15 protein-coding genes and 1 riboswitch are annotated in these 23,748 nt (G+C 47.7%); of the genes, 9 read left to right on the top strand and 6 right to left on the bottom strand.

Going from position 1 to position 23,748, the window contains the following annotated elements:
* The first annotated feature begins 258 nt into the window (after positions 1-258).
* The 3 genes from yigB to corA all read left to right on the top strand — a co-directional run bounded on the left by yigB (position 259) and on the right by corA (position 4,687).
* On the top strand, positions 259-975 hold the full coding sequence (gene yigB, locus AC1HDJ_RS01785) for a 5-amino-6-(5-phospho-D-ribitylamino)uracil phosphatase YigB (protein WP_479536788.1): 717 nt from the start codon (positions 259-261) through the stop codon (positions 973-975).
* Between the two features lie 37 nt (positions 976-1,012).
* On the top strand, positions 1,013-3,187 hold the full coding sequence (gene uvrD / locus AC1HDJ_RS01780) for a DNA helicase II (RefSeq protein ID WP_479536786.1): 2,175 nt from the start codon (positions 1,013-1,015) through the stop codon (positions 3,185-3,187).
* A 549-nt stretch (positions 3,188-3,736) separates the two neighbouring features.
* Positions 3,737-4,687, top strand: a complete 951-nt coding sequence (gene corA / locus AC1HDJ_RS01775; protein ID WP_438623260.1) for a magnesium/cobalt transporter CorA — start codon at positions 3,737-3,739, stop codon at positions 4,685-4,687.
* An 81-nt stretch (positions 4,688-4,768) separates the two neighbouring features.
* On the opposite strand, the gene AC1HDJ_RS01770 is transcribed toward corA, so the two are convergent.
* Positions 4,769-5,356 carry a hypothetical protein gene (locus AC1HDJ_RS01770; RefSeq protein ID WP_479536784.1) on the bottom strand — a complete coding sequence of 196 codons (588 nt, stop codon included), beginning with the start codon at positions 5,354-5,356 and terminating at the stop codon, positions 4,769-4,771.
* A gap of 500 nt (positions 5,357-5,856) precedes the next feature.
* On the opposite strand from AC1HDJ_RS01770, the gene pepT reads away from it, so the two are divergent.
* The gene (gene pepT / locus AC1HDJ_RS01765) at positions 5,857-7,104 is read left to right on the top strand and encodes a peptidase T (protein WP_479536782.1); all 1,248 of its coding nucleotides are present in this window, start codon (positions 5,857-5,859) and stop codon (positions 7,102-7,104) included.
* A gap of 125 nt (positions 7,105-7,229) precedes the next feature.
* On the opposite strand, the gene gorA is transcribed toward pepT, so the two are convergent.
* Positions 7,230-8,582 (bottom strand): glutathione-disulfide reductase, encoded by a 1,353-nt coding sequence (gorA, locus tag AC1HDJ_RS01760; RefSeq protein WP_479536780.1) that lies wholly within the window; start codon positions 8,580-8,582, stop codon positions 7,230-7,232.
* Between the two features lie 327 nt (positions 8,583-8,909).
* On the bottom strand, positions 8,910-9,848 hold the full coding sequence (thiD, locus tag AC1HDJ_RS01755) for a bifunctional hydroxymethylpyrimidine kinase/phosphomethylpyrimidine kinase (protein ID WP_479536778.1): 939 nt from the start codon (positions 9,846-9,848) through the stop codon (positions 8,910-8,912).
* An 82-nt stretch (positions 9,849-9,930) separates the two neighbouring features.
* Positions 9,931-10,038, bottom strand: a riboswitch (TPP riboswitch).
* Positions 10,039-10,445: 407 nt separating this feature from the next.
* Between thiD and aqpZ the strand changes: the two genes are divergently transcribed.
* On the top strand, positions 10,446-11,144 hold the full coding sequence (gene aqpZ / locus AC1HDJ_RS01750; RefSeq protein WP_479536776.1) for an aquaporin Z: 699 nt from the start codon (positions 10,446-10,448) through the stop codon (positions 11,142-11,144).
* 325 nt (positions 11,145-11,469) lie between these two features.
* Here the strand turns inward: aqpZ and potE are convergent, their stop codons facing one another.
* Positions 11,470-12,837, bottom strand: coding sequence for a putrescine-ornithine antiporter (potE, locus tag AC1HDJ_RS01745; protein ID WP_479536774.1), 1,368 nt, complete (start codon positions 12,835-12,837; stop codon positions 11,470-11,472).
* Positions 12,838-14,244: 1,407 nt separating this feature from the next.
* Here potE and AC1HDJ_RS01740 point away from each other — a divergent pair.
* The 3 genes from AC1HDJ_RS01740 to AC1HDJ_RS01730 all read left to right on the top strand — a co-directional run bounded on the left by AC1HDJ_RS01740 (position 14,245) and on the right by AC1HDJ_RS01730 (position 20,778).
* A complete protein-coding gene (locus tag AC1HDJ_RS01740; RefSeq protein ID WP_479536772.1) occupies positions 14,245-14,916 on the top strand; it encodes an EAL domain-containing protein in 672 nt (223 codons plus the stop codon).
* A gap of 252 nt (positions 14,917-15,168) precedes the next feature.
* Positions 15,169-16,608: an N-acetylglucosamine-binding protein GbpA gene (gbpA, locus tag AC1HDJ_RS01735; protein WP_479536770.1), complete on the top strand. Its 1,440-nt coding sequence runs from the start codon at positions 15,169-15,171 to the stop codon at positions 16,606-16,608.
* Between the two features lie 237 nt (positions 16,609-16,845).
* Positions 16,846-20,778 (top strand): DEAD/DEAH box helicase, encoded by a 3,933-nt coding sequence (locus AC1HDJ_RS01730; protein WP_479536768.1) that lies wholly within the window; start codon positions 16,846-16,848, stop codon positions 20,776-20,778.
* Positions 20,779-21,253: 475 nt separating this feature from the next.
* On the opposite strand, the gene AC1HDJ_RS01725 is transcribed toward AC1HDJ_RS01730, so the two are convergent.
* Positions 21,254-21,382 (bottom strand): hypothetical protein, encoded by a 129-nt coding sequence (locus AC1HDJ_RS01725; protein ID WP_479536766.1) that lies wholly within the window; start codon positions 21,380-21,382, stop codon positions 21,254-21,256.
* A gap of 447 nt (positions 21,383-21,829) precedes the next feature.
* On the opposite strand from AC1HDJ_RS01725, the gene AC1HDJ_RS01720 reads away from it, so the two are divergent.
* Positions 21,830-23,173, top strand: a complete 1,344-nt coding sequence (locus tag AC1HDJ_RS01720) for a GGDEF domain-containing protein (protein WP_479536764.1) — start codon at positions 21,830-21,832, stop codon at positions 23,171-23,173.
* Positions 23,174-23,220: 47 nt separating this feature from the next.
* Here the strand turns inward: AC1HDJ_RS01720 and asnC are convergent, their stop codons facing one another.
* Positions 23,221-23,682 (bottom strand): transcriptional regulator AsnC, encoded by a 462-nt coding sequence (asnC, locus tag AC1HDJ_RS01715; RefSeq protein WP_479536762.1) that lies wholly within the window; start codon positions 23,680-23,682, stop codon positions 23,221-23,223.
* Between the last annotated feature and the right edge of the window lie 66 nt (positions 23,683-23,748).

The raw sequence follows: 23,748 nt of genomic DNA, 5'->3' as shown, positions 1-23,748 counted from the left end.
CTGCTAGCAGCCACCGAGTCAGAGCTGCCGGCGTTAAATGCGGCAGTACCAACAGCGCCTGAACCCGTTGAGCAATCGGCGTCAGCGTTCACTACCGAAAAAACCGCAGAACCGGTATCGGTTAGTGCCACACCCACATTCACGGTATCAGAGTCAGCGTTTACTGATTCGCTACCCCTGACGCCGCGATCCCGCTAGCGTCATGCGCGCACGACACTGAAAAGCACTGCCGTGCGCGCATCCCACAGGAGAGCACACATGCGATTTTTCCGCCCCTTGCACCCGATTGCGGCCATCAGTTTTGATCTGGATGATACCCTGTATGACAACGAACCGGTCATGCTGGCCTGCGAGCAGGATGCGGCCGAGACGCTTAGGCAGCAACATACACTGCTGGCCGATTTGGGTACGCCCGAGTGGGCGCTGATCCGCCAGCAGGTGGCTACCGAGCAGCCGCTGCTGCGCCATGATATGACGGCGCTGCGTCATCAAGCCATTTACCAGACTTTGCATATTCGTGGATACAGCGCCGACCGAGCGCAGCAAGCCGCCTATCAGGGAATGGCCGATTTTGCTCGTCTGCGTAACCGAATTGCAGTACCGGCAGAGACCCATCAAGTATTGCAAATACTCGCTCAGCGCTGGCCGCTGGTGGCGATTACCAACGGTAATGCTGATCCGGCTGTGATCGGTTTAGCACCCTATTTTAGCTTGATCCTGCGTGCTGGTCCGGCTGGCCGAGCAAAACCCTATCCGGATATGTTTCACCGTGCTGCTGCCGAGCTAAATATTACGCCGCAGGCCTTACTGCATGTTGGCGATCATCTGGAAACCGATATTCAAGGGGCAATCCATGCCGGAGCGCAGGCGTGCTGGATCAACGATAAACAGCGCCAATTGCGCCTTGACCGTGACAGCCGCGCGCTGCCGACGCTGGAAATCCGCCGGTTGGACTCGCTGCTTGAGCTGTTATAATCCCCATCATTGTATAAAAACACAGTAAGAGTGCCCGATGGATGTATCCCGCCTGCTCGATGGCCTGAATGATAAACAACGCGATGTGGTGGCCGCGCCGCGCCGCAATCTCTTGGTGCTAGCCGGTGCAGGCAGCGGTAAAACCCGTGTGCTGGTACACCGCATTGCCTGGCTGATGCAGGTGGAGCACTGCTCGCCATACTCCATTTTAGCCGTGACCTTTACCAACAAAGCCGCGGCTGAAATGCGTCATCGTATCGAACAATTGATCGGCACAATGCAAGGCGGCATGTGGATTGGCACGTTCCACGGCATCGCCCACCGCCTGTTGCGCGCGCATCATCTGGATGCCGGTTTACCACAGGATTTCCAAATTCTTGACTCTGATGATCAGCAGCGGTTACTAAAACGCCTGATTAAAGCCATGAATTTGGATGAAAAACAGTGGCCGGCCCGCCAAGCGGCGTGGTTTATCAATGGGAAAAAAGATGAAGGCCTGCGCCCTTCGCACATTGAAACTTACGGCAACCTGACCGAAGCAACTTGGCTGAAAATTTATCAGGCTTATCAGGAAGCCTGCGATCGGGCAGGGCTGGTTGATTTTGCCGAACTGTTGCTGCGCGCCCACGAGCTTTGGCTGCATAAACCGGCGATTCTGGCGCACTATCAGCAGCGTTTTACCAATATTTTGGTCGATGAGTTCCAAGATACCAACCGCATTCAATATGCTTGGATCAGAATGCTAGCTGGCAATCAGAACCATGTCATGATCGTGGGTGATGATGACCAGTCAATCTACGGTTGGCGCGGTGCGCGGGTTGAGAATATCCAGCAATTCCTACACGATTTTAATGGCGCAGATACCATTCGTTTGGAGCAAAACTACCGCTCGTCAGGCAATATTTTAGCGGCAGCCAATGCCCTGATCGCCAACAACAGTGAGCGGATGGGAAAAAGCCTTTGGACTGACGGACAGGGCGGCGAACCCATCTCATTGTACTGCGCATTCAATGAGCTGGATGAATCGCGCTTTGTGGTCAGCCGGATCAAAGCTTGGCAGGATAACGGCGCGGCACTGTCAGATTGCGCTATTTTATACCGCAGCAATGCCCAGTCTCGGGTACTTGAAGAGGCGCTGTTGCAGGCGGGGATGCCATACCGTATTTATGGCGGGATGCGCTTTTTTGAGCGACAGGAAATTAAAGATACACTCGCTTACCTGCGCCTGATTGCCAACCGCAACGATGATGCCGCGTTTGAGCGAGTGATTAACACCCCAACCCGTGGCATTGGTGATCGCACCCTTGAGCAGATCCGCCATGCTGCGCGTGATAATCAGCAAACACTCTGGCAGGCGGCTGAGTTTTTATTACAGCATAAAGTGCTGGCTGGGCGTGCTGCTTCGGCACTGATGCGTTTTGTCGAGCTGATCGGCGCACTGGAAATTGAAACCTGTGATCTGCCGCTACACATTCAGACCGACCGCGTGATCCGTAACTCCGGTTTATGGAGCATGTATGAACAGGAAAAAGGCGAAAAAGGGCAAGCGAGGATAGAAAACCTCGAGGAGTTGGTTACGGCAACACGGCAATACGAATTGCCGGAAGAGGCCGAAGACATGACCCCGTTACAGGCCTTTTTGACCCATGCTGCACTTGAGGCTGGCGAAGGTCAGGCCGATGCCTATGATGATGCGGTACAGCTCATGACACTGCATTCGGCCAAAGGGCTGGAGTTTTTGAATGTGTTTATTGTGGGTGTTGAAGAGGGCATGTTCCCCAGCCAGCAGTCAGCCGAAGAGAGCGGCCGTTTGGAAGAAGAGCGCCGTCTGGCCTATGTCGGCATCACCCGTGCCATGCAAAAACTGACTCTGACCTATGCTGAGTCGCGGCGGGTGTATGGTAAAGAGCAGTTCCACCGGCCATCTCGCTTTATCAAAGAGCTTCCCAATGAGTGCCTTGAAGAGGTACGGCTGCGCGCGACTATCTCGCGGCCGGTGACTCAAACCCGTTTTTCAGCACCTTCCGCTTCGGCAGCGCTGGGCAATGGCAGCGGTTATAGCCTAGGCCAGCGGGTGCGGCACAGCAAATTTGGTGAAGGCACGATTATCAATATGGAAGGCAGCGATGAAGGCGCGCGCGTACAAGTTGCGTTTAAAGGCGAAGGGGTTAAATGGCTGGTGCTCGCGTTTGCTAATCTTGAAAAAATCTAAACGCGGTAAGCTCATAACATCTTAAACCTCTAGCATGAACTCCGCAGCATTAACCGTCTTTGGGGTTGCTGTTGCGGGCTTTATATCCCGCGAGTAAGGAAAAAAGCGCAGTGAATCTGGCAGAGTAAATTAGCATTATGCGCCATTGAGCCTACAAGAGCATAAACAGGGCTGAAAACTGCAGTTATTTTCACCAACACCTTGATCTGTGAGTTAACCTGTTCGGCTAAAGGTACAAAATTTATTCATCTCAAACCCGCTAGCTGGTTGACAGTCTTTTCCACTCCGGCGTAACATTCGCGCACTATCATTTGAGAGGACACCGCCTTGGACACACCCAGTCGATGCTGGAATGAGATTTTTGCCTGCTAAACTGTCCTCTCCTGTTTAGGTGTTGACAGTATTTGCCTGTCAGCAACCGCGCCACACTGATGCCCGCCGTTTCTGATTAAATCTCATTTGCCCAGTTTTGAATTGGTAGAAGCCGAGTGCTTCTGGCCGTGCTTCAAAGCGCTGTTCATATCGTAACCGCAAGGGGAGGTATGACACATGCTGAGCGCATTCAAACTTGACGATCGCCGTCTGCAGCGTTTAGAGCTAGACGAGCAGGATAAACTGACATCAGCCCTGTGGGTTGATTTAATCGAACCCGATGAAGAAGAGCGTGAACGGGTTCAACAGGAATTGGGGCAAGGTCTGGCAACTCGCCCAGAATTGGAAGATATCGAGGCTAGTGCGCGTTTTTTTGAAGACGAAGACGGCCTGCATATTCACTCCTTTTTCTATTACGAAGATAACGAAGATTACGCCAGCAATGCCACGGTGGCGTTTACTATCCGCGAAGGGCGGTTGTTTACCCTGCGTGAACGTGAACTGCCGGCCTTCCGGCTCTACCGTATGCGCGCACGCACGCAGTATCTGCAAGAGGGCAATGCCTACGAGCTGCTGCTCGATCTGTTTGAAACCAAAATAGAGCAACTTGCTGATGTGATAGAGAATATCTACAGCGAACTCGAAGCCCTTGGGCGGGTTATTTTGGAAGGAAAACAGGGCGAAAATTTTGATGAAGCACTGTCAAAATTGGCCGAGCAGGAAGATGCTGGTTGGAAAGTGCGCTTGTGTCTGATGGATACCCAGCGGGCACTGAGCTTTTTAGTGCGTAAAGCACGCTTGCCGGCCCAAGAGCTTGAGCAGGCACGTGAAGTACTGCGCGATATTGAATCTTTGCAGCCGCATAACGAATCGCTGTTTCAGAAAGTGAACTTTCTGATGGATGCGGCGATGGGCTTTATCAATATCGAACAAAACCGGATCATTAAGATCTTCTCGGTTGTGTCGGTGATCTTCCTACCGCCAACACTGGTCGCATCGAGCTACGGCATGAACTTTGAGTTTATGCCCGAGTTGAAATGGGATCTGGGCTACCCGTATGCCTTAATCTTAATGGTGCTGGCGGGTTTAGCGCCCTACCTCTACTTTAAGCGTAAAGGTTGGTTGTAACAGGCGGATTGTAACAAGTTAGTTGTAACGCCAACCGTGTAAAAAAGACAGCGATAGCCTCGCTGTCTTTTTTTATATTCGTTACGCTGCGCCGTTGTCCAGCGTAAACCCGCAGACGATCCCCTGCTCAATCAGTGCTGGCAGTAACTGGCTCGGATCCATTGCCTGCACTTGCCCAAGTGATCCACCTTGCTGAAAGTGGGCCAGCAGCACCAGCGCAAAATCATCCAGCGGTAGCATCACAACCTGCTGCTGGCGTTTGAATATCGCCAGTTGGCAGGGTTGTTCGAGCTCAATCGTCAGGCTCTGCATGGCGGCCGTGATTTGCGGGTTTAACACCTGCTGGTAAAGCTCGGTAATGGCAAAATCAGACTGTAACAGCGTTGTCCCCGGAGTCAGAGTAAAGACCACATGGGCATACTCAGCCTCACTGAGTGCGCTTAATGACATCAGATCAAACGGTGCAGCTTCTTTTGCCTGTAGCGCTGTTTCAATCGCCCACTCCAGTTCGGCCAGATCAGCTAGCCACGGGCTCTCGCTATCATACTCACGCAGCGCATCAACCAATGCACAGGCACTGTTGGGGTGGGCAGTGGTCAGGATGTCGGTGAAGGTTTCCTCACCTAGCAGGGTAAAACAGGCCGGAAATAGGGCTGTGAAATCGGTCATGTTGCTCTCGTCGTCTGATTAGTCATTACCATAAACATGGTTACTGCAATTGGATAGAGAACCGCGCGCTATTTAGCACTTGATGGTGCGAAATGCGGTTATGGCTAGAGATCGTTATTATGGCAAATGGTATGGTTTTTTTTGCACTGAATGCAACTTTGCTTGTTCGCAGCATTAATTTTGCTCGATCCCAATATTTCGCTCTATCCCCACATAGCAACGCACTGAGCGTTAGGCTATATAGGTATCTGCTATGCACAGATGTTGATGTGTTTGGCGCACACTGCTGTACAGCTTGGTAGCAAGCTGGTTGCATTCGTGTCACATTACATATTCAGTTCACAAATTCAGCGCTGTTTTACTGAAAGTTGCCGCATTTATCCGCATGCTAGGGGGTATTACCTGATATTTTCTGCCAGAGCTGCTCAATTAAATACCGAAATATTGCAGATAACTGGCTAAAAATAGTATGCGATTTTTTCTGAAATTGATGGATGCGTATGAATATCGTTGATCGCTTTATTGCTTATACCCAAATAAACACCACCACTGATCGTGAGAAAGGGGCGGCAGGCATTATGCCTTCCTCACCCAACCAGAAAGTATTGGCCGATAAGCTCGGTGCGGAGCTGAGTGCTCTGGGGTTGGTTGATGTGCAGGTACGCGATAGCGCCATTGTCACCGCTACATTGCCGGCTAATGTTGCCTACAGCGTACCGACGGTGGCCTTTTTTGGTCATCTGGACACCAGCGCCGAGCTTAATACCGATACCCATGCACAAATAGTGCGTTATAGCGGGGGGGATATCTGCCTGAATGCTGCGCAGGATATCCATTTACGGCAAGCGCAATTTCCTGAACTGGCACGCTATGTTGGGCAGGATATTATCGTAACCGATGGCACAAGCTTGTTGGGTGCGGATGATAAAGCGGCACTGGCGGCGATTATGGATATGCTGCAATTTTTACAAGCCAACCCGCAGATTAAGCACGGGCCGGTGAAAGTCGGTTTTGTGCCGGATGAAGAGCAGGGGCTGCGTGGGGCAAAGGCCTTTGATGTGGCCGGATTTGGTGCTGACTTCGCCTATACTTTAGATTGCTGCGGTATTGGCGAGCTGGTGTACGAGAACTGGAATGCCGGTGATGCCGAAATTATCTTTACCGGGCAATCTGCCCACCCAATGTCAGCCAAAGGAAAATTAAAGAATTCATTGCTGATGGCACATAAATTTATTGCGCTGCTACCCGCCGGTGAAGCGCCGGAGTATACCGAAGGGCGCGAAGGTTACTACTGGGTGAAAACCATGCAGGGTAACAGTGCTAAAACCGTGCTGAAGATGGATGTGCGTGATTTTACCGCAGATGGTTATGCCAAGCGGATGGCCTTCTTAAAGACCTTAAGTCAAAGTTGCAGTGCATTGTGGGGCGAAGGGTCGGTTGAGTGCACGTTATCTGATCGCTACGCCAATGTCTTCAACAGCTTGCAGGGTGAGGCGGCTTTCCCAATTGAGATTGTTGAGCAAGCCTATCGTAATCAGGGCATTGAACCGCAAGTCACGCCGATGCGCGGCGGTTATGACGGTGCGGTGCTGTCGCAAAACGGTTTGCCATGCCCGAATATTTTTACCGGTGCGCACAATTTCCACTCGATTTATGAGTATCTACCGGTTGACTCATTAAAAGCAGCCAGCCGCGTGATCACTGAAGTGGTACGGGTCACTGAGCAGCGTTTTGCGCCAGCGAGGTGATTGATTAGCAAGCTAATTGAACCGTCGGTTATCCAGTAGATTATTCCCGTATTGGGGATAAAAAAAGAAAACCCCTTGTGTTTACAAGGGGTTTTTTAAAATTGTATCGATAACTGTTCAGCGCGTTAGCGCATGGTCACAAACTCTTCCGATGCGGTTGGGTGAATGGCCACTGTGTTGTCAAAATCACGCTTGGTTGCGCCCATTTTCAGCGCAACGGCGAAGCCTTGCAGCATCTCATCCATACCAAAACCGATTCCGTGAATACCCACCACTTTCTGCTCTGCGCCAACGCACACAAGCTTCATCCGGCACGGCTGACGGTGCGAAGTCACGGCGGTGTACATTGCAGTAAATGATGAGGTGTAGACCTTCACATTCGCTTCGCCGTACTGCTCGATAGCTTGCGGCTCGGTCAGGCCCACAGTACCAATCGGTGGATGGCTGAATACCACGGTCGGCACATTATCGTAGTTGAGGTGCTCGTTCGGTTTGTTGTTGAACAGGCGCTCTGACAAACGGCGGCCGGCGGCTACCGCAACAGGCGTAAGCTCAATACGGCCGGTATTATCACCTACCGCATAAATGCCGGGAACATTGGTGTTTTGGTACATATCTACGCGGATATAGCCGCGATCATCGAGCTCTACACCGGTAGCATCAAGGTTGATGCTACTGGTGGCCGGTTTACGGCCAATTGCCCAAATCAGGCAATCCACCGTGATGCTGCGGCCATCTTCTAGATGCAGCGTCAGGCTGCCGTCGGCGTGCTTTTCAACTCGCTTTGGCACAGCTTGCGTGTGCAGCGTCGGGCCTTCGTTTTGCATCACTTCTAGTAGTGTATCAATAATCAGCGGATCAAAGCTGCGCAGCGGCGCATGCTGGCGTACCAGCAGATCTGTTTTCACGCCAAGTGCGTGCATCACTCCGGCAATTTCTACCGCGATATAACCTGCGCCTACTACCGCCACACGCTCTGGCAGTTCAGTCAGCGCGAAGAAGCCGTCAGAGTCAATGCCGTGCTCAGCGCCTTCAATCGGCGGACGGGTGGGGAAACCACCGGTCGCGATCAGGATGTGATCGGCGGTGATCTGTTCGCCATTGACCTCAACGGTGTGCGCATCAATAAAACGCGCAAACCCGCTGATCACATCAACTTTATTGTTGCCAAGAACGCGCTCGTAAGATTGATGAATTCGGTCAATGTAGGCTTCACGGTTCTCTAGCAGTTTGCTGAAGTTAAAGCGTTTTACATCTACATCAAAACCATAATCTGCGGCATACAGATTCATGGCCTCCGCAATTTGCGCTCCGTGCCACATCACTTTTTTCGGCACACAACCCACGTTGACACAGGTTCCGCCCAGCGCTTTGGCTTCAATCAGGGCACACTTTTTACCGTACATGGCTGCACGGTTAATCGAGGCAATACCGCCGCTGCCGCCGCCAATAGCCAGATAGTCATAATGTTTTGTCATGTGTTGTCATCCGTTGTCAGAAGCCAAATAGGTATCAAGAGATTTTAGCGGCAGTGGCAAGGTTACTCAAATATCGTGACTTTCTATCATGATAAGTGCCGGCCTATCAGGGATATCTGCCAGCGTAGTCTCAGGATATTGCACAATAATCGGTAGCAATAATGCGCGCATTCAGAGCAACCGGTGTACGTCTGCCTGCTCACTGCGGTATGACGATGCTGCTTACCTCTGTATATGCTGAGAGTAGCGCAAAAAAGGGGCAAAATCGCCTGTTCGTTTGATATTCAATATCGGTTAGATAGCAGAGCGTGGCGGCAACCGCGGTTATTAGCCGTATTGCACTGCTGCATCTGCCGCCGCGAGAGCCTTGTGCGGCGGGCGCAGGGCAAACAGATGATCGACCGGCCCGTGCCCGTGGCCAATGTGTAGATTATCAGCGGCCAGCAGTGCTTGTGTCAGATACTGTTTGGCTAGATAAATGGCACTGATCAAAGGTTCATCATGGGCGAGAAAAGAGGCAATCGCCGCTGAGAGTGTACAGCCGGTGCCGTGCGTGTGGCGGGTGTTAATCCTTGCGGCATCAAAACGGTGAACGGTTGATGGCGTCAGCAGCCAGTCGGTGCTGGATGCCGAATCGGTAATATGCCCGCCCTTGAGCAGTGTGGGGGTGGCTATCTGTTGTTGCAGTTGCGGTAGCAGCGCTTCGATATCCTCAATATAGGTCGGGATCGGCTGGCCAAGCAGCACAGCGGCTTCCGGCAGATTGGGGGTAACCAGTGTGGCAAGCGGCAGTAGTTCACTGCGCAGAGCGCTGACAGCATCGTCGGTTAACAGTGTGTCACCGCTGGTGGCAACCATAACGGGATCGAGCACAATGCTCGCGGGCCTGTACTGGCGTAATACCTGGGCTACAGCGTGGATAATATCAACATTATGCAGCATGCCAATTTTCACGGCCTGCACCCGGATATCACTCAATATACTGTGCAGTTGCTGGCTAACCGCTTGTGCAGAAAGCGGATATACCCCCTGTACCCCACAGGTATTTTGCGCGGTGACGGCGGTGATCACTGAGCAGGCATAGCCGCCGGTGGTGCTGATGGTTTTGATATCAGCCTGAATACCGGCTCCTCCGCCGCTGTCAGATCCGGCAATGGTCAGTACCACAGGAATAGATTGCTGTATTTGTGTTGATTCTGCACGGGGTAAACCTGCGTGGCTGGGTGCAAAAAAAGGGGGGGTATTGGCATTGGTAGAGCGTTGCATACAACATTCCTTCATTAAGAATACATGTACGCAGGGGCAGCGGCACAGCAAAGGGCTACAGCAGTGGTTGAGGCTGATGTCAGCGGTATGCCGGTCAGTTCCCTACGCCAGTGTTAACTGGATCAGGTTCAACGGGTTCCACGCTGCTAACAGCCGTGATCTCAGCCTGATGGCCCCCCGACTCACTACCAACAGGTTAGCATGCCAGCAGGATAGGGTGTATCGGAAAGCTAGGTTAATGAAATGGGTGGGTTCGTAAATATTAAACGCGAAAATGTAATTAAAATGTAACGCGTGACATGTTAACTATTAAAATAAATATCAGCCACTTATAAAATAGTGCATAACGATAGATGTTAATGTTCTATTGCAAAGTCGGTGGTTTTATTGCCAGATTCACTAATCTCATCTATTCATCAATAAACCGACATAAAATGGAAATAAAATTGTGGCATTAGGTTATTTGTAGATATTTAATTCGGTAATTAAATGTTGTTTGGCTATGCCATATTATTTTAGGGATAAAAAATAACTTGTTTATCCCTAAAATAGAGCGTTAGAATCGCCCCCCTAAAATAATGTGAAGGAAGCGTAAATATGTTTAAACCATTAAGTGCTGAGTTTTTAGGAACATTCTGGCTTGTACTGGGCGGCTGTGGTAGTGCCGTTATTTCAGCTGCATATCCTGGATTGGGTATTGGCTTTTTGGGTGTTGCATTGGCATTTGGTTTAACCGTTGTCACGATGGCATATGCAGTCGGCCATATTTCCGGCGCGCATTTTAATCCGGCGATTACATTAGGCCTGTGTGCAGGTGGTCGTTTCCCGGCAAAAAATGTGATTCCTTATATTGTTGCCCAAGTTCTTGGTGGTATTGCGGCTGCCGCAGTGCTCTATTTTGTTGCCAGCGGTAAAGCCGGTTTTGATGCAACAACCAGCGGTTTTGCTTCAAACGGCTACGGTGAACACTCACCGGCAGGCTACTCAATGCAAGCGGCTATCGCCATTGAGTTTGTGCTTTCTGCTTTTTTTGTTCTTGTTATTCATGGTGTTACAGACAAGCGTGCACCGGCAGGCTTTGCGCCGCTGGCGATTGGTTTGACTCTGACCCTGATTCACTTAATCAGTATTCCGGTAACCAATACATCGGTTAACCCGGCACGCAGTATCGGTGTTGCGCTATTTCAGGGCACATGGGCAATTGATCAGTTGTGGCTGTTCTGTTTAATTCCAGCCCTAGGCGGTATTGTGGGTGGTTTAATTTACCGTACTGTATTAAGTGAGAAGTCAGCATAATAATTTGAATGCTGGTTATCAATAACTAAGATTAATCTGAAAAGCGCAATATTATATTGCGATTTTTTATTTTTGTATTTCATCTCATAAAAAAGAAAATAAAAAAGGCAGCAAAGGCTGCCTAACGGGCTACAGATAATTGTGTTACACAATAACTGCGGTGACAAAGTCTAAAGCGCACAAAAACAACATCAAAAAAAAGTAATCTTAGGTATAGAGGTGAGGCAACATGATTGACTGCCTCACTATTGCTGTATGGCTGTGTGTTTATGAACATTTACCATATGTCTATTTCTGTTATCAGCATGCGGTAAATGTTGTGCTGTTATTTAAAGGGATAGGTGATATAACCGTGCTCCATTTTTTCTTCGGCGACATTATAGCTGGTAGGGACATCATTGGCGGCAATGAAGCCGTAGAAGATGTATCCGAACAGGGTCAGAATGGAGCCGTAGAAGACCGCTTCTTGGCCGCAAGCATACACACCGTAAATACTGTAGATAGCCGCGAATGCGCCGACCACTGCCCCAATTTTCCACTGATGGCCCGAAACATGGTTTTTACGCAACATCACAAACAAGCCGGTTTGTGATAGTACATACGGCACCATGTTGATAAATACCGACAGGTTAAGCAGGGTGTTAAATTGCTGCACGGTGTTTGGTGAGATGCTCATGGTGGCTAAAATAAGCTCAAGCACTAGCATGATGAGCATGCCGGCAATCGGCGCGTTATGCTTGTTCATTTTGGCAAAAATGCTTGGGAATAGGCGCATTTGCGCGGCAGCCCATGATACTTGCGCATTGGTGAACTGCCAGGCCAGCAGTGAACCGATACAGGCAATAATTGCCAGAGCACAGATGATCTGGCCGATCATTGGGGTAAACATCATGCTAAATACTAGCCCGAAAGGCGCACTGGATTTTGCCAGTTCAGCATTTGGCACTATGCCTTGAATGACCGAGGTTGAGGCGATATAGACAATAGCCACAAACACGGTAGCCAGCATCACAGCCAGTGGTACGGTTTTTTCAGGATTACGTACTGCTCCTGAGTTTGCACCGGCGGTTTCAATACCCAAAAATGCCCACAATGTCAGCGCAATACCTGAAGATATACCGTTTATGGTCGTTACGCCGTGCGGGTTCCATGCGGCGGCAAACAATTCAGGTTTAAACCAGAACCAGCCGACAATTGACAACCCAACAACCGGAATGATAATTCCCCAAACGGTAACACTTGAGATCCGGCCGGTATACTTAGGCCCCCAGAAGTTGGCCACCATCGTCACAATTAATACGGCAACCACACCCCAAAAGCTGTGGACTCCTGATTCAGCCAGCCACGGAAAAAACGGCTTCATATAGCCGACCGCTGAAACGGCAATCGCCACCGCACTGATCACCAGACAAATGTAGTAGGTGTACGAGGCCATAAAGAACGATGATTTACCATGCGCCTCTTGTGAATAGGCTGACATACCGCCATCACGGTGGCAAAACATGCCGCATTTGGCGTAGGTGTACGCAATACAGAGTGCCCCGACGGTGGTAACTAGCCATGAAAGCATGGTAATACCGCCAGTGCCGGCAAGGTTGGCCGGCAGCATAATAATGCCAGACCCCATCATATTAACTGTGACTAATACCGTGAGGCCCATCAGCCCCATTTTGTTATCATCTGCAGATGCCATAAAATTTATCTCTTTATTCGATAAACTTAATCTTCATTACCTTCATGCTTAGTCTGAATAACCGCTGAAAGTAATATCGTCTGTGTATCTTCATCGTATAAATACAAAAGATAAAACTGTGTCTATGCAGTTATACGGTGAAGATATAAACCCTGTACTGCTTGCGCTGTATGGAATAGGAATAACCATAGCCATTTTTTTAGGTGATATTATTTTTGTCTGCTTAGCGTGATAATGTCAAAGCGTCAGCGATAAAAATAGATGTGCTTTATTTGTTGTGTTTTGGTTGTTGCCATGTGTTTATTTTCGTTGCTTTTCCAATTAATAGCAGGTGTTTTTTATTAATGCAGGGATATTAAATGTGTTTATATTTATGTCAGACTGATGGAGTCTGACTCGTTTGTCTGTGAATGTGTTTCTACCTGCTATTCTATTTGTTATTAAATGTATATCTTTGAAGTTATATGTAATTGAGCGTATTTTTATATTTTCCGGTTCTTTCTTATTAATGCTAACTATTGTGATTGAATTGTAATGAATTGAGAGTGGATTAAAAACACGCAAATCATTTTTGTGATAGTGATCTATATTTATATGCTGCATTAGTGTTGATGTGGTTTTGGCCGTAAAAATAGGTTTACATTTTATTGATGTGATTTAATGAACTTATTTTATTTTCACGATGTTTTTTGGTGTAAAGAGAAATCTATTTTTCCTGGGATAATAAAACTTATCAGTAAACCGAGAAGGTAATCACATTTTTAATACGGAATCTAATGAAAGTGTAAATGGCGATGTGGATTTTAAAGAAAAGTATCTAGTGAAAAACAACGCTAAAACCAGTGTTAGTGTCTACTAAAAAGAGTAGGCGTAGATGCGGGTAATCAGGGGCAGTGAAATGAATGCGTTTCATTACCATAGTATGGTATGGATGACTTTAAATAGCCTCTCACCCGACAAGTATATGTTACATATAAGTTGTGTTGAAAAGCGATAATTAATAAATTAATCATTATTATATAAATCATATCATAATTATGAATACTTTCCTTTGATTTAATGTGTGACTAAATAATTGATTTATAAGATTTATTTCCTAAGTGTTAGGTTAGCTATTTGTGCTTTATTGTTTTGATTAAAAAATGATCTTAGTTTTGATTTATCCATATATATCATTATGTTGTGTTTTTTTATTTTGCTACATTTTGAATGCATCAAATACGCTGCATGAAATAATATGTGACTTAGATCAAGTTATGGGCTTAGTATAGATAATATTAGTGAGTTGTTAAATTGATTTGCATTCTTGTTTTGTATTGGTGGCGCGTGGCTAGCCAGTTATACATTTAGCGCTGAAGGAATAAGTATAAACATCTATGCATATTAAATATATGAGCGTGGTTTTATATGAATATTTTCTGCAACAATGTCGGGCTTACATTACGGTTACAACCTATTGTTGATTTAAACACCCATCAGCTCAATGCGGTAGAGGTATTAACTGTCTCACCGAGTGATATCAAGATAGAAGACTTCTTCAATAGTTGTACGTTATCTACTAAAAAAGAGATTTTTTTATTACAATTGAGAAAAGTGAGCGGTCTATTCAATCAGGCTTGTACTTTCCATATCAATCTAGATGCTGAAGCCTTGCTTGATCCTGTGTTTGTTGCTGTATTACTGGCCGAATCACAGATTAAACTGGCTATTGAAATTGAGCATATCCCCGAGCCGCGGGATCTTTTTATGGCAGCAATTAATAAAATAAAACAGCATGGCCATCAGCTATGGCTCGATGATTTTGGGCGCGATAACATCAATTTTAAACTGCTCAATGATATCCCATGGGATGGTATTAAAATCGATAAAGAGGTTTTTTGGATATACCGTGATAATGCTAATTTGTTAAGGAAGCTGGTGATGATTTGCCATAATTCTGCAGATTCGGTGATTATTGAGGGTATTGAACTGATCTCTGATCGTGAAATATCGCGTAAATCGGGTGCTTATTATGGTCAGGGGTTTTTATGGTCAGATATCATGGCAGATGAGTACTCACGCTATAATATTAAGAAATAGTAATTAGCCGCCGCTACATTGCAAAGAGTAATGCTTGTCAGTAAATAATATCTAAATGGTATATAAATAATAACGGTTAATTGTCTGCTTAATTGGCGTGCATGGTTTTTATATTCCTCTTATGGGGTAAATATTCAGGCTCTGGGTTTCTGTTTTGGGGCTATGTTCTGGAGCTATGTTCACAGAGCTTGAATGAATTTGGTGCAGAAAAAGATCTGCTTTTTATTATAAGACTAAGAGAGTGGTAGACGCGTGAAATTATCAAAAATCGCATTGTTAACATTAGCAACCCTGAGTTCGAATGTATGGGCGCATGGCTATGTTGATGCACCTCAGTCACGTGCTTACGCATGCAAAACGGGTCTGAACAGTGAGTGCGGTTCAGTACAGTGGGAGCCACAGAGCGTTGAAGCGCCGTCAGGCTTCCCCTTAGCTGGCCCTGTAGACGGCAAATTGGGTAGCGCAGGTGTTGTGCAGTTTAGCGAATTAGATGCACAAACCAGCACTCGTTGGGCAAAAATGCCAATTAGCAGCGGTAAGCAAAAAATTAGTTGGAATTTTACCGCTAACCACGTTACTCGCGAATGGCGCTACTATATTACCAAGCAAAATTGGGATCAAAATGCGCCTCTAACGCGTGACTCCTTTGAGTTAACACCGTTTACCGTACTGAGCGGTAATATGGAGCAACCACCAAAGCAGTTCAGCCACGATATCGTCGTGCCAGAGCGTAGCGGTTATCAGGTCATTATGGCGGTGTGGGAAGTGGGTGATACGACCAACAGCTTCTATAACCTAATTGACGTAATGTTTGATGAAAACGGCAATGGTGGCGAAGAGACACCTGATGCTCAGTGGAGCAGCGTAGGAACGATTTACCCAAGCGTGAATCTGCAAGCGGGCGATAAAGTGAAAGCTCGTGCGTTTGATGCTCAAGGTGAGCGCCATGATCTGGCCACAACGCTGACTATCAAGTCAGACGAGTTGGGTGAGAAAAACCAGTGGGCGTATGCGCTGTCTGAAACTATTAACCGTAGCCAAACGCTGTATCAGGCTGGCCAGAAAGATGCACAGGATAAAATTAACCCTGTATATGGCCAAAATACCGTGTATGCCAAGAAAAATAGTGGCGTAGAGCGCGTTGAAATTCAGATTATTAAAGCGGAAACCAGCTTGCCACTTGATATTGAAATGGGCGGTTTGCAAGAAACCTATCAGCTGGTTAACGGTAGCACTACCGTAACGTTTGATGTGCGTGCAGTTGGTGATTTGGCCGTGCAAGCAACCGTATACAACCACAGTGGTGTGGCGCAGGCGTTCAGTGCCTTTGATCTGAAAGACAGTGTGCGTAGTGTTGAGTTGAAACTCGACAATGCCCAAGCTGGCCACCACCGTTTGGTGATTAAGGCTAGCAATAAAGATCAGAAAGTCATTCAAAAGAGTGCTGACTTTATGCTGGAAGAGGAGTCAACCAGCCCAGAAGAGCCGTCAGGCGAGCATGATTTTACTTTCCCACAATCACTAAATACTTACACGGCGGGTACGACTGTACTGCAACCAAAAACCGGTAAAGTGTATGAGTGTAAACCTTTCCCATACAGTGGTTATTGCGTTCAGTGGAACAATAATGCTACCCATTATGAGCCGGGTGTGGGTGCAAACTGGCAAGACGCTTGGATTGAGAAGAAGTAAACGCTTTCTCCGGTGATAGTGGCAAGGTGATTAAATACTCACGCCTCAAGCAGACCCCGTGCTAATGCGCGGGGTTTTGCTATTAGAACAGGGCTTTCACCACGATTATTCCACTCTGCGAATAAAAATCCCTTTTTTGTAACAAGTCTGGCAATTCTTTCCCTCTTTTTCCTTGAACATCGCCCCAACTCTGAGGCATGCTGAACGATGTTTGTTTAGTGTTGCGCAGGATGTCTGATGGCTTTGAAACTTCACCCTTTACATATTGAACTTCTATGTCTGGCTACAAGCCACTACACCTTATCGGTGGAGCAAGTATGCCAGAGGGTTCAGGTTACCCAGTCATTAGCGCACCCTTTAGTTGTGCAACCGGTTATTGATGAACTGCTCGATTACGGGCTGCTCGATCAACACCCGACCGATGCAACTTATCAGCTCAGTGGATCGGGTATCTGGGTTGTTTTGCGGTTATGGCAGTGCGGAAAACTGCTGCAACCGCTGCGAGCTGCCGAAGATGACAGCCTAATGGCAAGCCTGTATCAGCTACTGGCTTGTTGGGCGATATCACCAGCCACTCTTACCGGTGATGCCGGTGATAATGATAATGTCGCGCCATGCATACCATTATTGGCTAACCCGATACTCGGCTGTTCTGCTACAGAGATCAGCTATTGGTTAGATTTACTGGCCGGCTCACCGTTATTGTGGGCAGGATTACCGTATCTGCCGCATCAGTGGCGCGCTACCCTCTATCAGCATGCGTTGTTAAGCCAAATTCGCAGCGAGTGTGATCCCGACTTTTGGCAGCAAGCCGACCGGTTTGCCGATTTACTGCCCGAGACCATCACCCGACAGGCATGGCAGGTTGATGCCCAGCTATGCAACTCCGGCACGCTGCCCGCTGATCACTGGTTTTCGATCTGGAGTCGGGAAGGGCTGAAGGCGCTGCGCCACACCCTGCAACAGGGCTTCCCTGCCATCGGTGGCACAGCACCGAGCTTTGTGACTCTGCTGGGTGCAGTCTTACTCAATACCGACCACCATTACCCGCGTGATCCTCGTGCAACCGAGCACAGCCATGAATCCTATCAGCTGTTTTGCCACTGTATTGAGTGGGCGGCAGCACAGGGTAATCAGGGGTTACAGCGCCTGATTGCACAACTGGTAAACATTGGCAGCAATACGGATGCCTTTACCCAGATTCAGGCGCTCGAACAACAGCATCCTGATTGGGGGGATACCCTGCTGATCGGGCTCGCTTTGCTGGTTCAGGGCAAACAGCTGGGTAGTGCGTTAAAAAATCAGCTTACTTATCAGCATATTATGCGCTATCCCCCGCGTGCACCGCTGATCAGCCTCACCCAAGGTATCTTTCATGCGCTGGCGGGCGATCCGGTGACCCACCCGTTACTGAACCGTTTTTTCCCTGATGGTTTTAAGCGAACCACCATCACGCCGGCGGATGTTGCACAACCGAACCCATCTGCAGAGCCTGAATTATCACTGGCAGCCCTGGCCGAGTTACCACAAGAAAACAGCGAGCGGGTGATCTGGATTTTAGAGCCGAAAACCAAGAAGTTGCAGGCTAAAATTCAAAAACGCGGGAAAAAAGGTTGGACTAAAGGCCGGCTGGTTAGCATCTATAATCTGCGTCTGGAAGCTGAGCGCTTGCTCGATGAAGATGACTTGAAAGTTTACCGAGCCACCAACCCACAAGAGCACTATTTTTATCGGGATGTGATGGTCGATGAACCACTATTACAGGCACTTAGCCTGCATCCGCGTGTATTTTTACCTGAAGGCGAAGCACTTACCTTACTGCCGATTCAGCCGCTGATCCGCTTTGAAGTGCAGCCCGACAGCGATGGCGTCAACTGCATTTTAGCCCCGCGGCAGGCTATGGACCCGGGCACACTGCGCCCAATCACTACCGATATCTGGCAGTTCTATCAGCTACCGCAACAGCTAGCCCCGTTGTTACGATCATTTCGTCGCGCGCCGAGCGCACTGCCGGCTACCTCACTGCCTTCGCTGCAAAAAATGATCCAGCGCTGGCCGCAGCAGCCCTGGTACAGCCAGCATCCGGCCCTGCCTGGGAACATCGAACTGACGGTCTGGCAGCCGAAACTCTATCTATGGCTCAACTGGCTGGGGGATGGATTAGAGATCCAACTGTTCAGTCAGCCACAGGCTAGCTGGCGTCATCCGCTACCGGCTGGAAAAGGTGATGAGTGGGTCGTTGATCCACAAAATACCCTGCACTGGTATCAGCGTGATCTGGCACAAGAGCTTGAACAGGCCCAGCCGTGGCAGGCACTGCTCGGCGGGGAAGAGGAGCAATACCAATGGCGCTGGCAGGGCAGTGCTGCCATTGGTTTGTTGCAACAATTGCAACGCAGCCCGCTGCTGCGGAAGGTTAACGTCTTGTGGCGTAAGCAAAGTCAGCGTGCACATACCGTGGATGTGGCCGACCTGCAACTGCGGGTCAGCGATCAAAGCGAGTGGTTTTCCCTCGAAGGGGATATCACCGTTGATAAGGTGGTGGTCGCCTCACTGCGCCAGCTATTGAGCAGCGAGTCACGCGACTACATCACCCTTGAGGATGGCCAGATCCTGCTGTTAACCGAACAACTGCAACAACATCTGGCCGCACTGCGCAATCTGGTCAATGATGATCACAGCTTTAACAGCCAACTGGCGTTCCCGCTGCAACAACTGCTGGGGCAAAAAGCGCTCGAAGGTGATGAACAGTGGCAAGCACTGACCGCCCGCTGGCAGCAGCCGGTCGCACTGCCGGAAGCCTTGCTGCACCTGCTGCGCAGCTATCAGCGTGAAGGCACGCAGTGGTTGGCGCACTTAAGTGAACACGGCTTTGGTGCTTGTCTGGCCGATGACATGGGGCTGGGTAAAACCCTACAAGCCCTCACCCTGCTGCGTTTTCGACAAAATAGCGGCCCTGCACTGGTTGTTGCTCCAAAATCAGTGCTGCATAACTGGAGTGCCGAAATTGCCCGTTTCGCCCCTGAACTGAATGTACTCAATATCGAACAGGCGGACGATCGCGCGGCTATGTTTACCCGTGCAGCGGCCAGCGATATTGTACTGCTCAGTTATGGCCTGATCGCCCGCTGTGAAGAGTGGTTACTGGAAAAAGCTTGGTCAACTGTGGTGCTTGATGAAGCGCAGCAGATTAAAAATGCTAATACTCAGCGCGCCCGTTCACTGTTTAAATTGCAGGCGCAAGCCCGTATTGCCCTCAGTGGCACGCCGGTTGAAAATGATCTCACCGAATTGTGGAGTCTGTTTGCCTTCATCAATCCTGGGTTACTCGGCAGTAAAAATAAATTTACCCGTCAATATGCAACTGCCGTGCGTGATGATGAGAGCCTGCAACGCCTACGCGCACTGGTTTCACCGTTTATTCTGCGCCGTACCAAAAAACAGGTATTAACCGAACTGCCGGATAAAACAGAAATTACTCATAGCGTCAGCCTAACCGAACAAGAGTGGGCGCTGTATGAAGCCGCTCGCCAGCAAACACTGACCGAACTCAGCGATGACAGTAACCAACGCGGCAGCATGACCCTGCTGGCTGGTCTCACTCGTTTACGGCAAATCTGTTGCCACCCGCGCCTGTCAATGACCGATTATCAAGGGCCGGCCAGTAAGCTCGAAGAGGCACTATTGCTGATAGATGAGGCACTGAGCGGCCAGCATAAAGTGCTGATTTTCAGCCAGTTTGTCGGCCTACTTACCCTGCTGCGTCAACAGCTTGATCAGCGCAAACTAACCTACAGCTATCTTGATGGCAGTTGCTCTAGCACCGCCCGCCAGCAAGCTATCAACAGTTTTAAAGCCGGAGATCACCCGCTGTTCTTAATCAGCCTGAAAGCGGGCGGTACTGGGCTGAACTTAACCGAGGCTGACACCGTTATTCACCTTGACCCGTGGTGGAACCCAGCGGTTGAAGATCAGGCCAGTGATCGTGCGCACCGCATGGGGCAAACCCAGCCAGTGACCGTATATCGCTTGGTGGCTGAAGGTACAATAGAAGAGAAAATTGTCGCTCTGCACAGTGAAAAGCGTGAACTTGCCGATAAAGTACTGAGCGGGCAATCACACGTTGATAAAATTGACAGTGAGCAGCTGTTTAACCTGTTGCAACAGTAGCGGTTTATCATCGCCAAACAGTACTTTTCCAGAATACTGTTTGGCGCTAATACTGGTGATCACCAGCAGCAAAAAAACAAATACTGCATAGGGATTTCAAAACCTAGGGCATGAGGAGTGTGTTAGAGGCGATTTAGTAGGGATAGAAAATCAACAGAGATAATAAAAAACGATAGGAATAGGAAATAAAAAGAAGAGATAAAAAGCTGAATTTTGGTAGTGAGATAAGAACATACCGCTTTTCTACCCTGATCGGGTAAACATCCGTATGCTACATTTATTCTATTCAAATATTTTATTCAAACGGCCATCTATTATGCAACAGATGTCACATTCAACACGTTGTTGCAATATGGTTTACATTAAACACCGTATAATGACGATACGATTACACCGTTAGTTTTAGTCCATCACAAGATATCTTCGCTAAGACTGCCACGATAAATACCTAAATTGTTGAGTTACACTCTGTGACTTAAAAGTTTTGTGCGTTACGGATGTGCCAGTAAGCACGTGCTTTATTGAAGGCACGAGACACTAAATTAATGGCTGCTTGTTGCTTTTGAGCCTGAATAGCGCGCTGGCGGATGATAGATAAAGTCATGATGAAGCTCCTTGAAGTGACAGTGTTTTGGATTCTAATTTACACCAACAGGTAGTGTGACTGATGTCTCATTTCCTGTTAAAGCTAGAATAGCTGAAACGATACAGCTATGCAATAGTGTGATCGTCTTAACACAAAGATTTTTTTTACCTGTACAAATGTTTTTTTTAAAATGTACGATAATTGATTTGGCCTGTTGCAACAGAGTGTCTGTGTTGGTTTTTTGTTTCCTGGCTATCATATAAAAGGTGGAAATTAATAAGCATCGGGGAGAGATCATTAGCAAGATATAGTTTAAGATAGTAGAAGATTTGCGGCAGGCTCTTTCAGTTTATATTTAGCATGTTATGTTGATGACATTGTGTTTTACCCGATAGTCATGTTGATCGCTGCGATGGATAAATCCATCCTAATGTACCTGATAGTTAACTACTGAACGATGAGTCGATGCGAAAAAACAAACGAAAGCTAGGTTTACCCTACCTATTTATCCTCATTAATGTATTAGTAACGTTGTTTTTATTCAATAACGCGCAGACTCGCTATGTACTACGTAAAACTATCTTGCTCGATGAAATCAATATTTTATTTCTCGACAGTTATTATCAGTTGCGCAATATGGCGGTGGCTTACCATAATGCACCGAAAATCCCACTCGATGATGCGCAAGCTAAAAGCCAACAATTTCCAAATATTGCTTTTATTGCGCCTTCTGATAACAAAAATTCCGCATCACCTGTCCCGGATATTTTTAGTGATATCAATGCGATAAAAGATAACCTTGATGGCGTCACTCAAGGGTTTTTATCTACATTGTCATTGGTAAAATATAACCGTGAATATGCTCTGGTTATTCCACAGAAATATAATAACCATTCGCCACTACATAACTCTGCATTACAAAGTGTTTTTCAAAGTGAAAATTTAAAAGCGGATGTATTTGGTGAAAACTATAACCAATTTGCTTTTCGTGGCTGTTTTGTTCATTTGACTGAGCATTATCAAGAGAGTAATTCTGGGTTATCGATATTCAGTATTCTTATGCCGTTGTATAACAAGGGAAAACTTGATGCGGTAGTTATTGCGGATATTAAATCAACGATTATACCTGATTTTATCCGCCATTTTAACAAGGACAACGACACAAAATTCTATTTATCAGATGTAACCCCGAGTGAACATTACAATATTCCCTGCTCGCCGCAGCAATTTAATATCAGTTACAGTAATTTATCTTTATTAACTGTATCTGATTTACTGATTGCTCTGGTTATTTCTACCCTGAGTGTGTTGGTGGCCTCCCATCTGCTTGCCTTCAGAACTAAGATTTATTTAGATAGCCTGACCGGGCTATATAATCGCCACTATGTGCATGATAATTTAAAAAAATTACCCCCTTGTTATAGCGTGCTGGTGATTGATGTCGATGATTTTAAGCAGGTAAATGATCTTTATGGGCATGCAGTCGGTGATCAGGTGCTGATGTCTATTTCATCAGTGCTACAAAAACTGACCCGTGACACCGATCTGGTCGCCCGCTGGGGTGGCGAAGAGTTCCTGTTAGTTATGATGACCGATAGGGAAGAGATTATTCGGCATCGGGCAGAGCTGATCCGCAGCACCATTGCACAGATGTCTCCAGCGGCAGAGGTTAAGCGAATTACAGTCTCGGTAGGTGGTTGTATTGCTCGGTATCAGCCGTTTGATACGGTATTTACCATTGCCGATGATTGTTTGTATGTTTCTAAACGCAGTGGAAAAAATCAGGTCACACTGACTCATATTCTTTAATGCTGCGTTTTTGGTTGACTATAAGCCTCTGCCGGATGGGGTTTATTTTACGGCTGTACATCACGCAAAATTGGGTTTTGCAGTGAGATCAGTGTTTCAGTTGACTGAATTTCATCAATATTCTGAATTTTATTAACCAGCACATGCTGTAATTCATCAATTGAGCGGGTCATCACTTTGATAAAAATACTGTAGTTACCGGTGGTGTAGTAGGCCTCGACCACCTCATCAAGCTCACGCAGTTTCCCCAGTGCCGAGGGGTAGTCTTTGGCACTTTTCAGATTAATACCGATAAAACAGCAGACATCATACCCTAGCCGTTTAGCGCTGACCTGTACCCGTGTACCTTCAATAATGCCAGCCTCTTTCATCTTTTCAACCCGTACATGAATTGTGCCGGCACTGACGCCAAAGCGCTTGGCCAGTTCGGCGTATGAGGTACGTGCGTTATCCATTAATGCGCTCAGTATCGATTTATCCAGATTATCGATTCGGTAATTTTCAGCCATTTTTACTGCCTTTAATTATTGATTCATTAAATATTACGCTATTTTTTTAATGAAAATTGCGCGTAA

It is taken from the genome of Plesiomonas sp. ISS29 (genome assembly GCF_056522795.1).
Note: the sequence above shows the minus strand (reverse complement) of the source record. Positions and strands in the feature narration are given on the sequence as shown.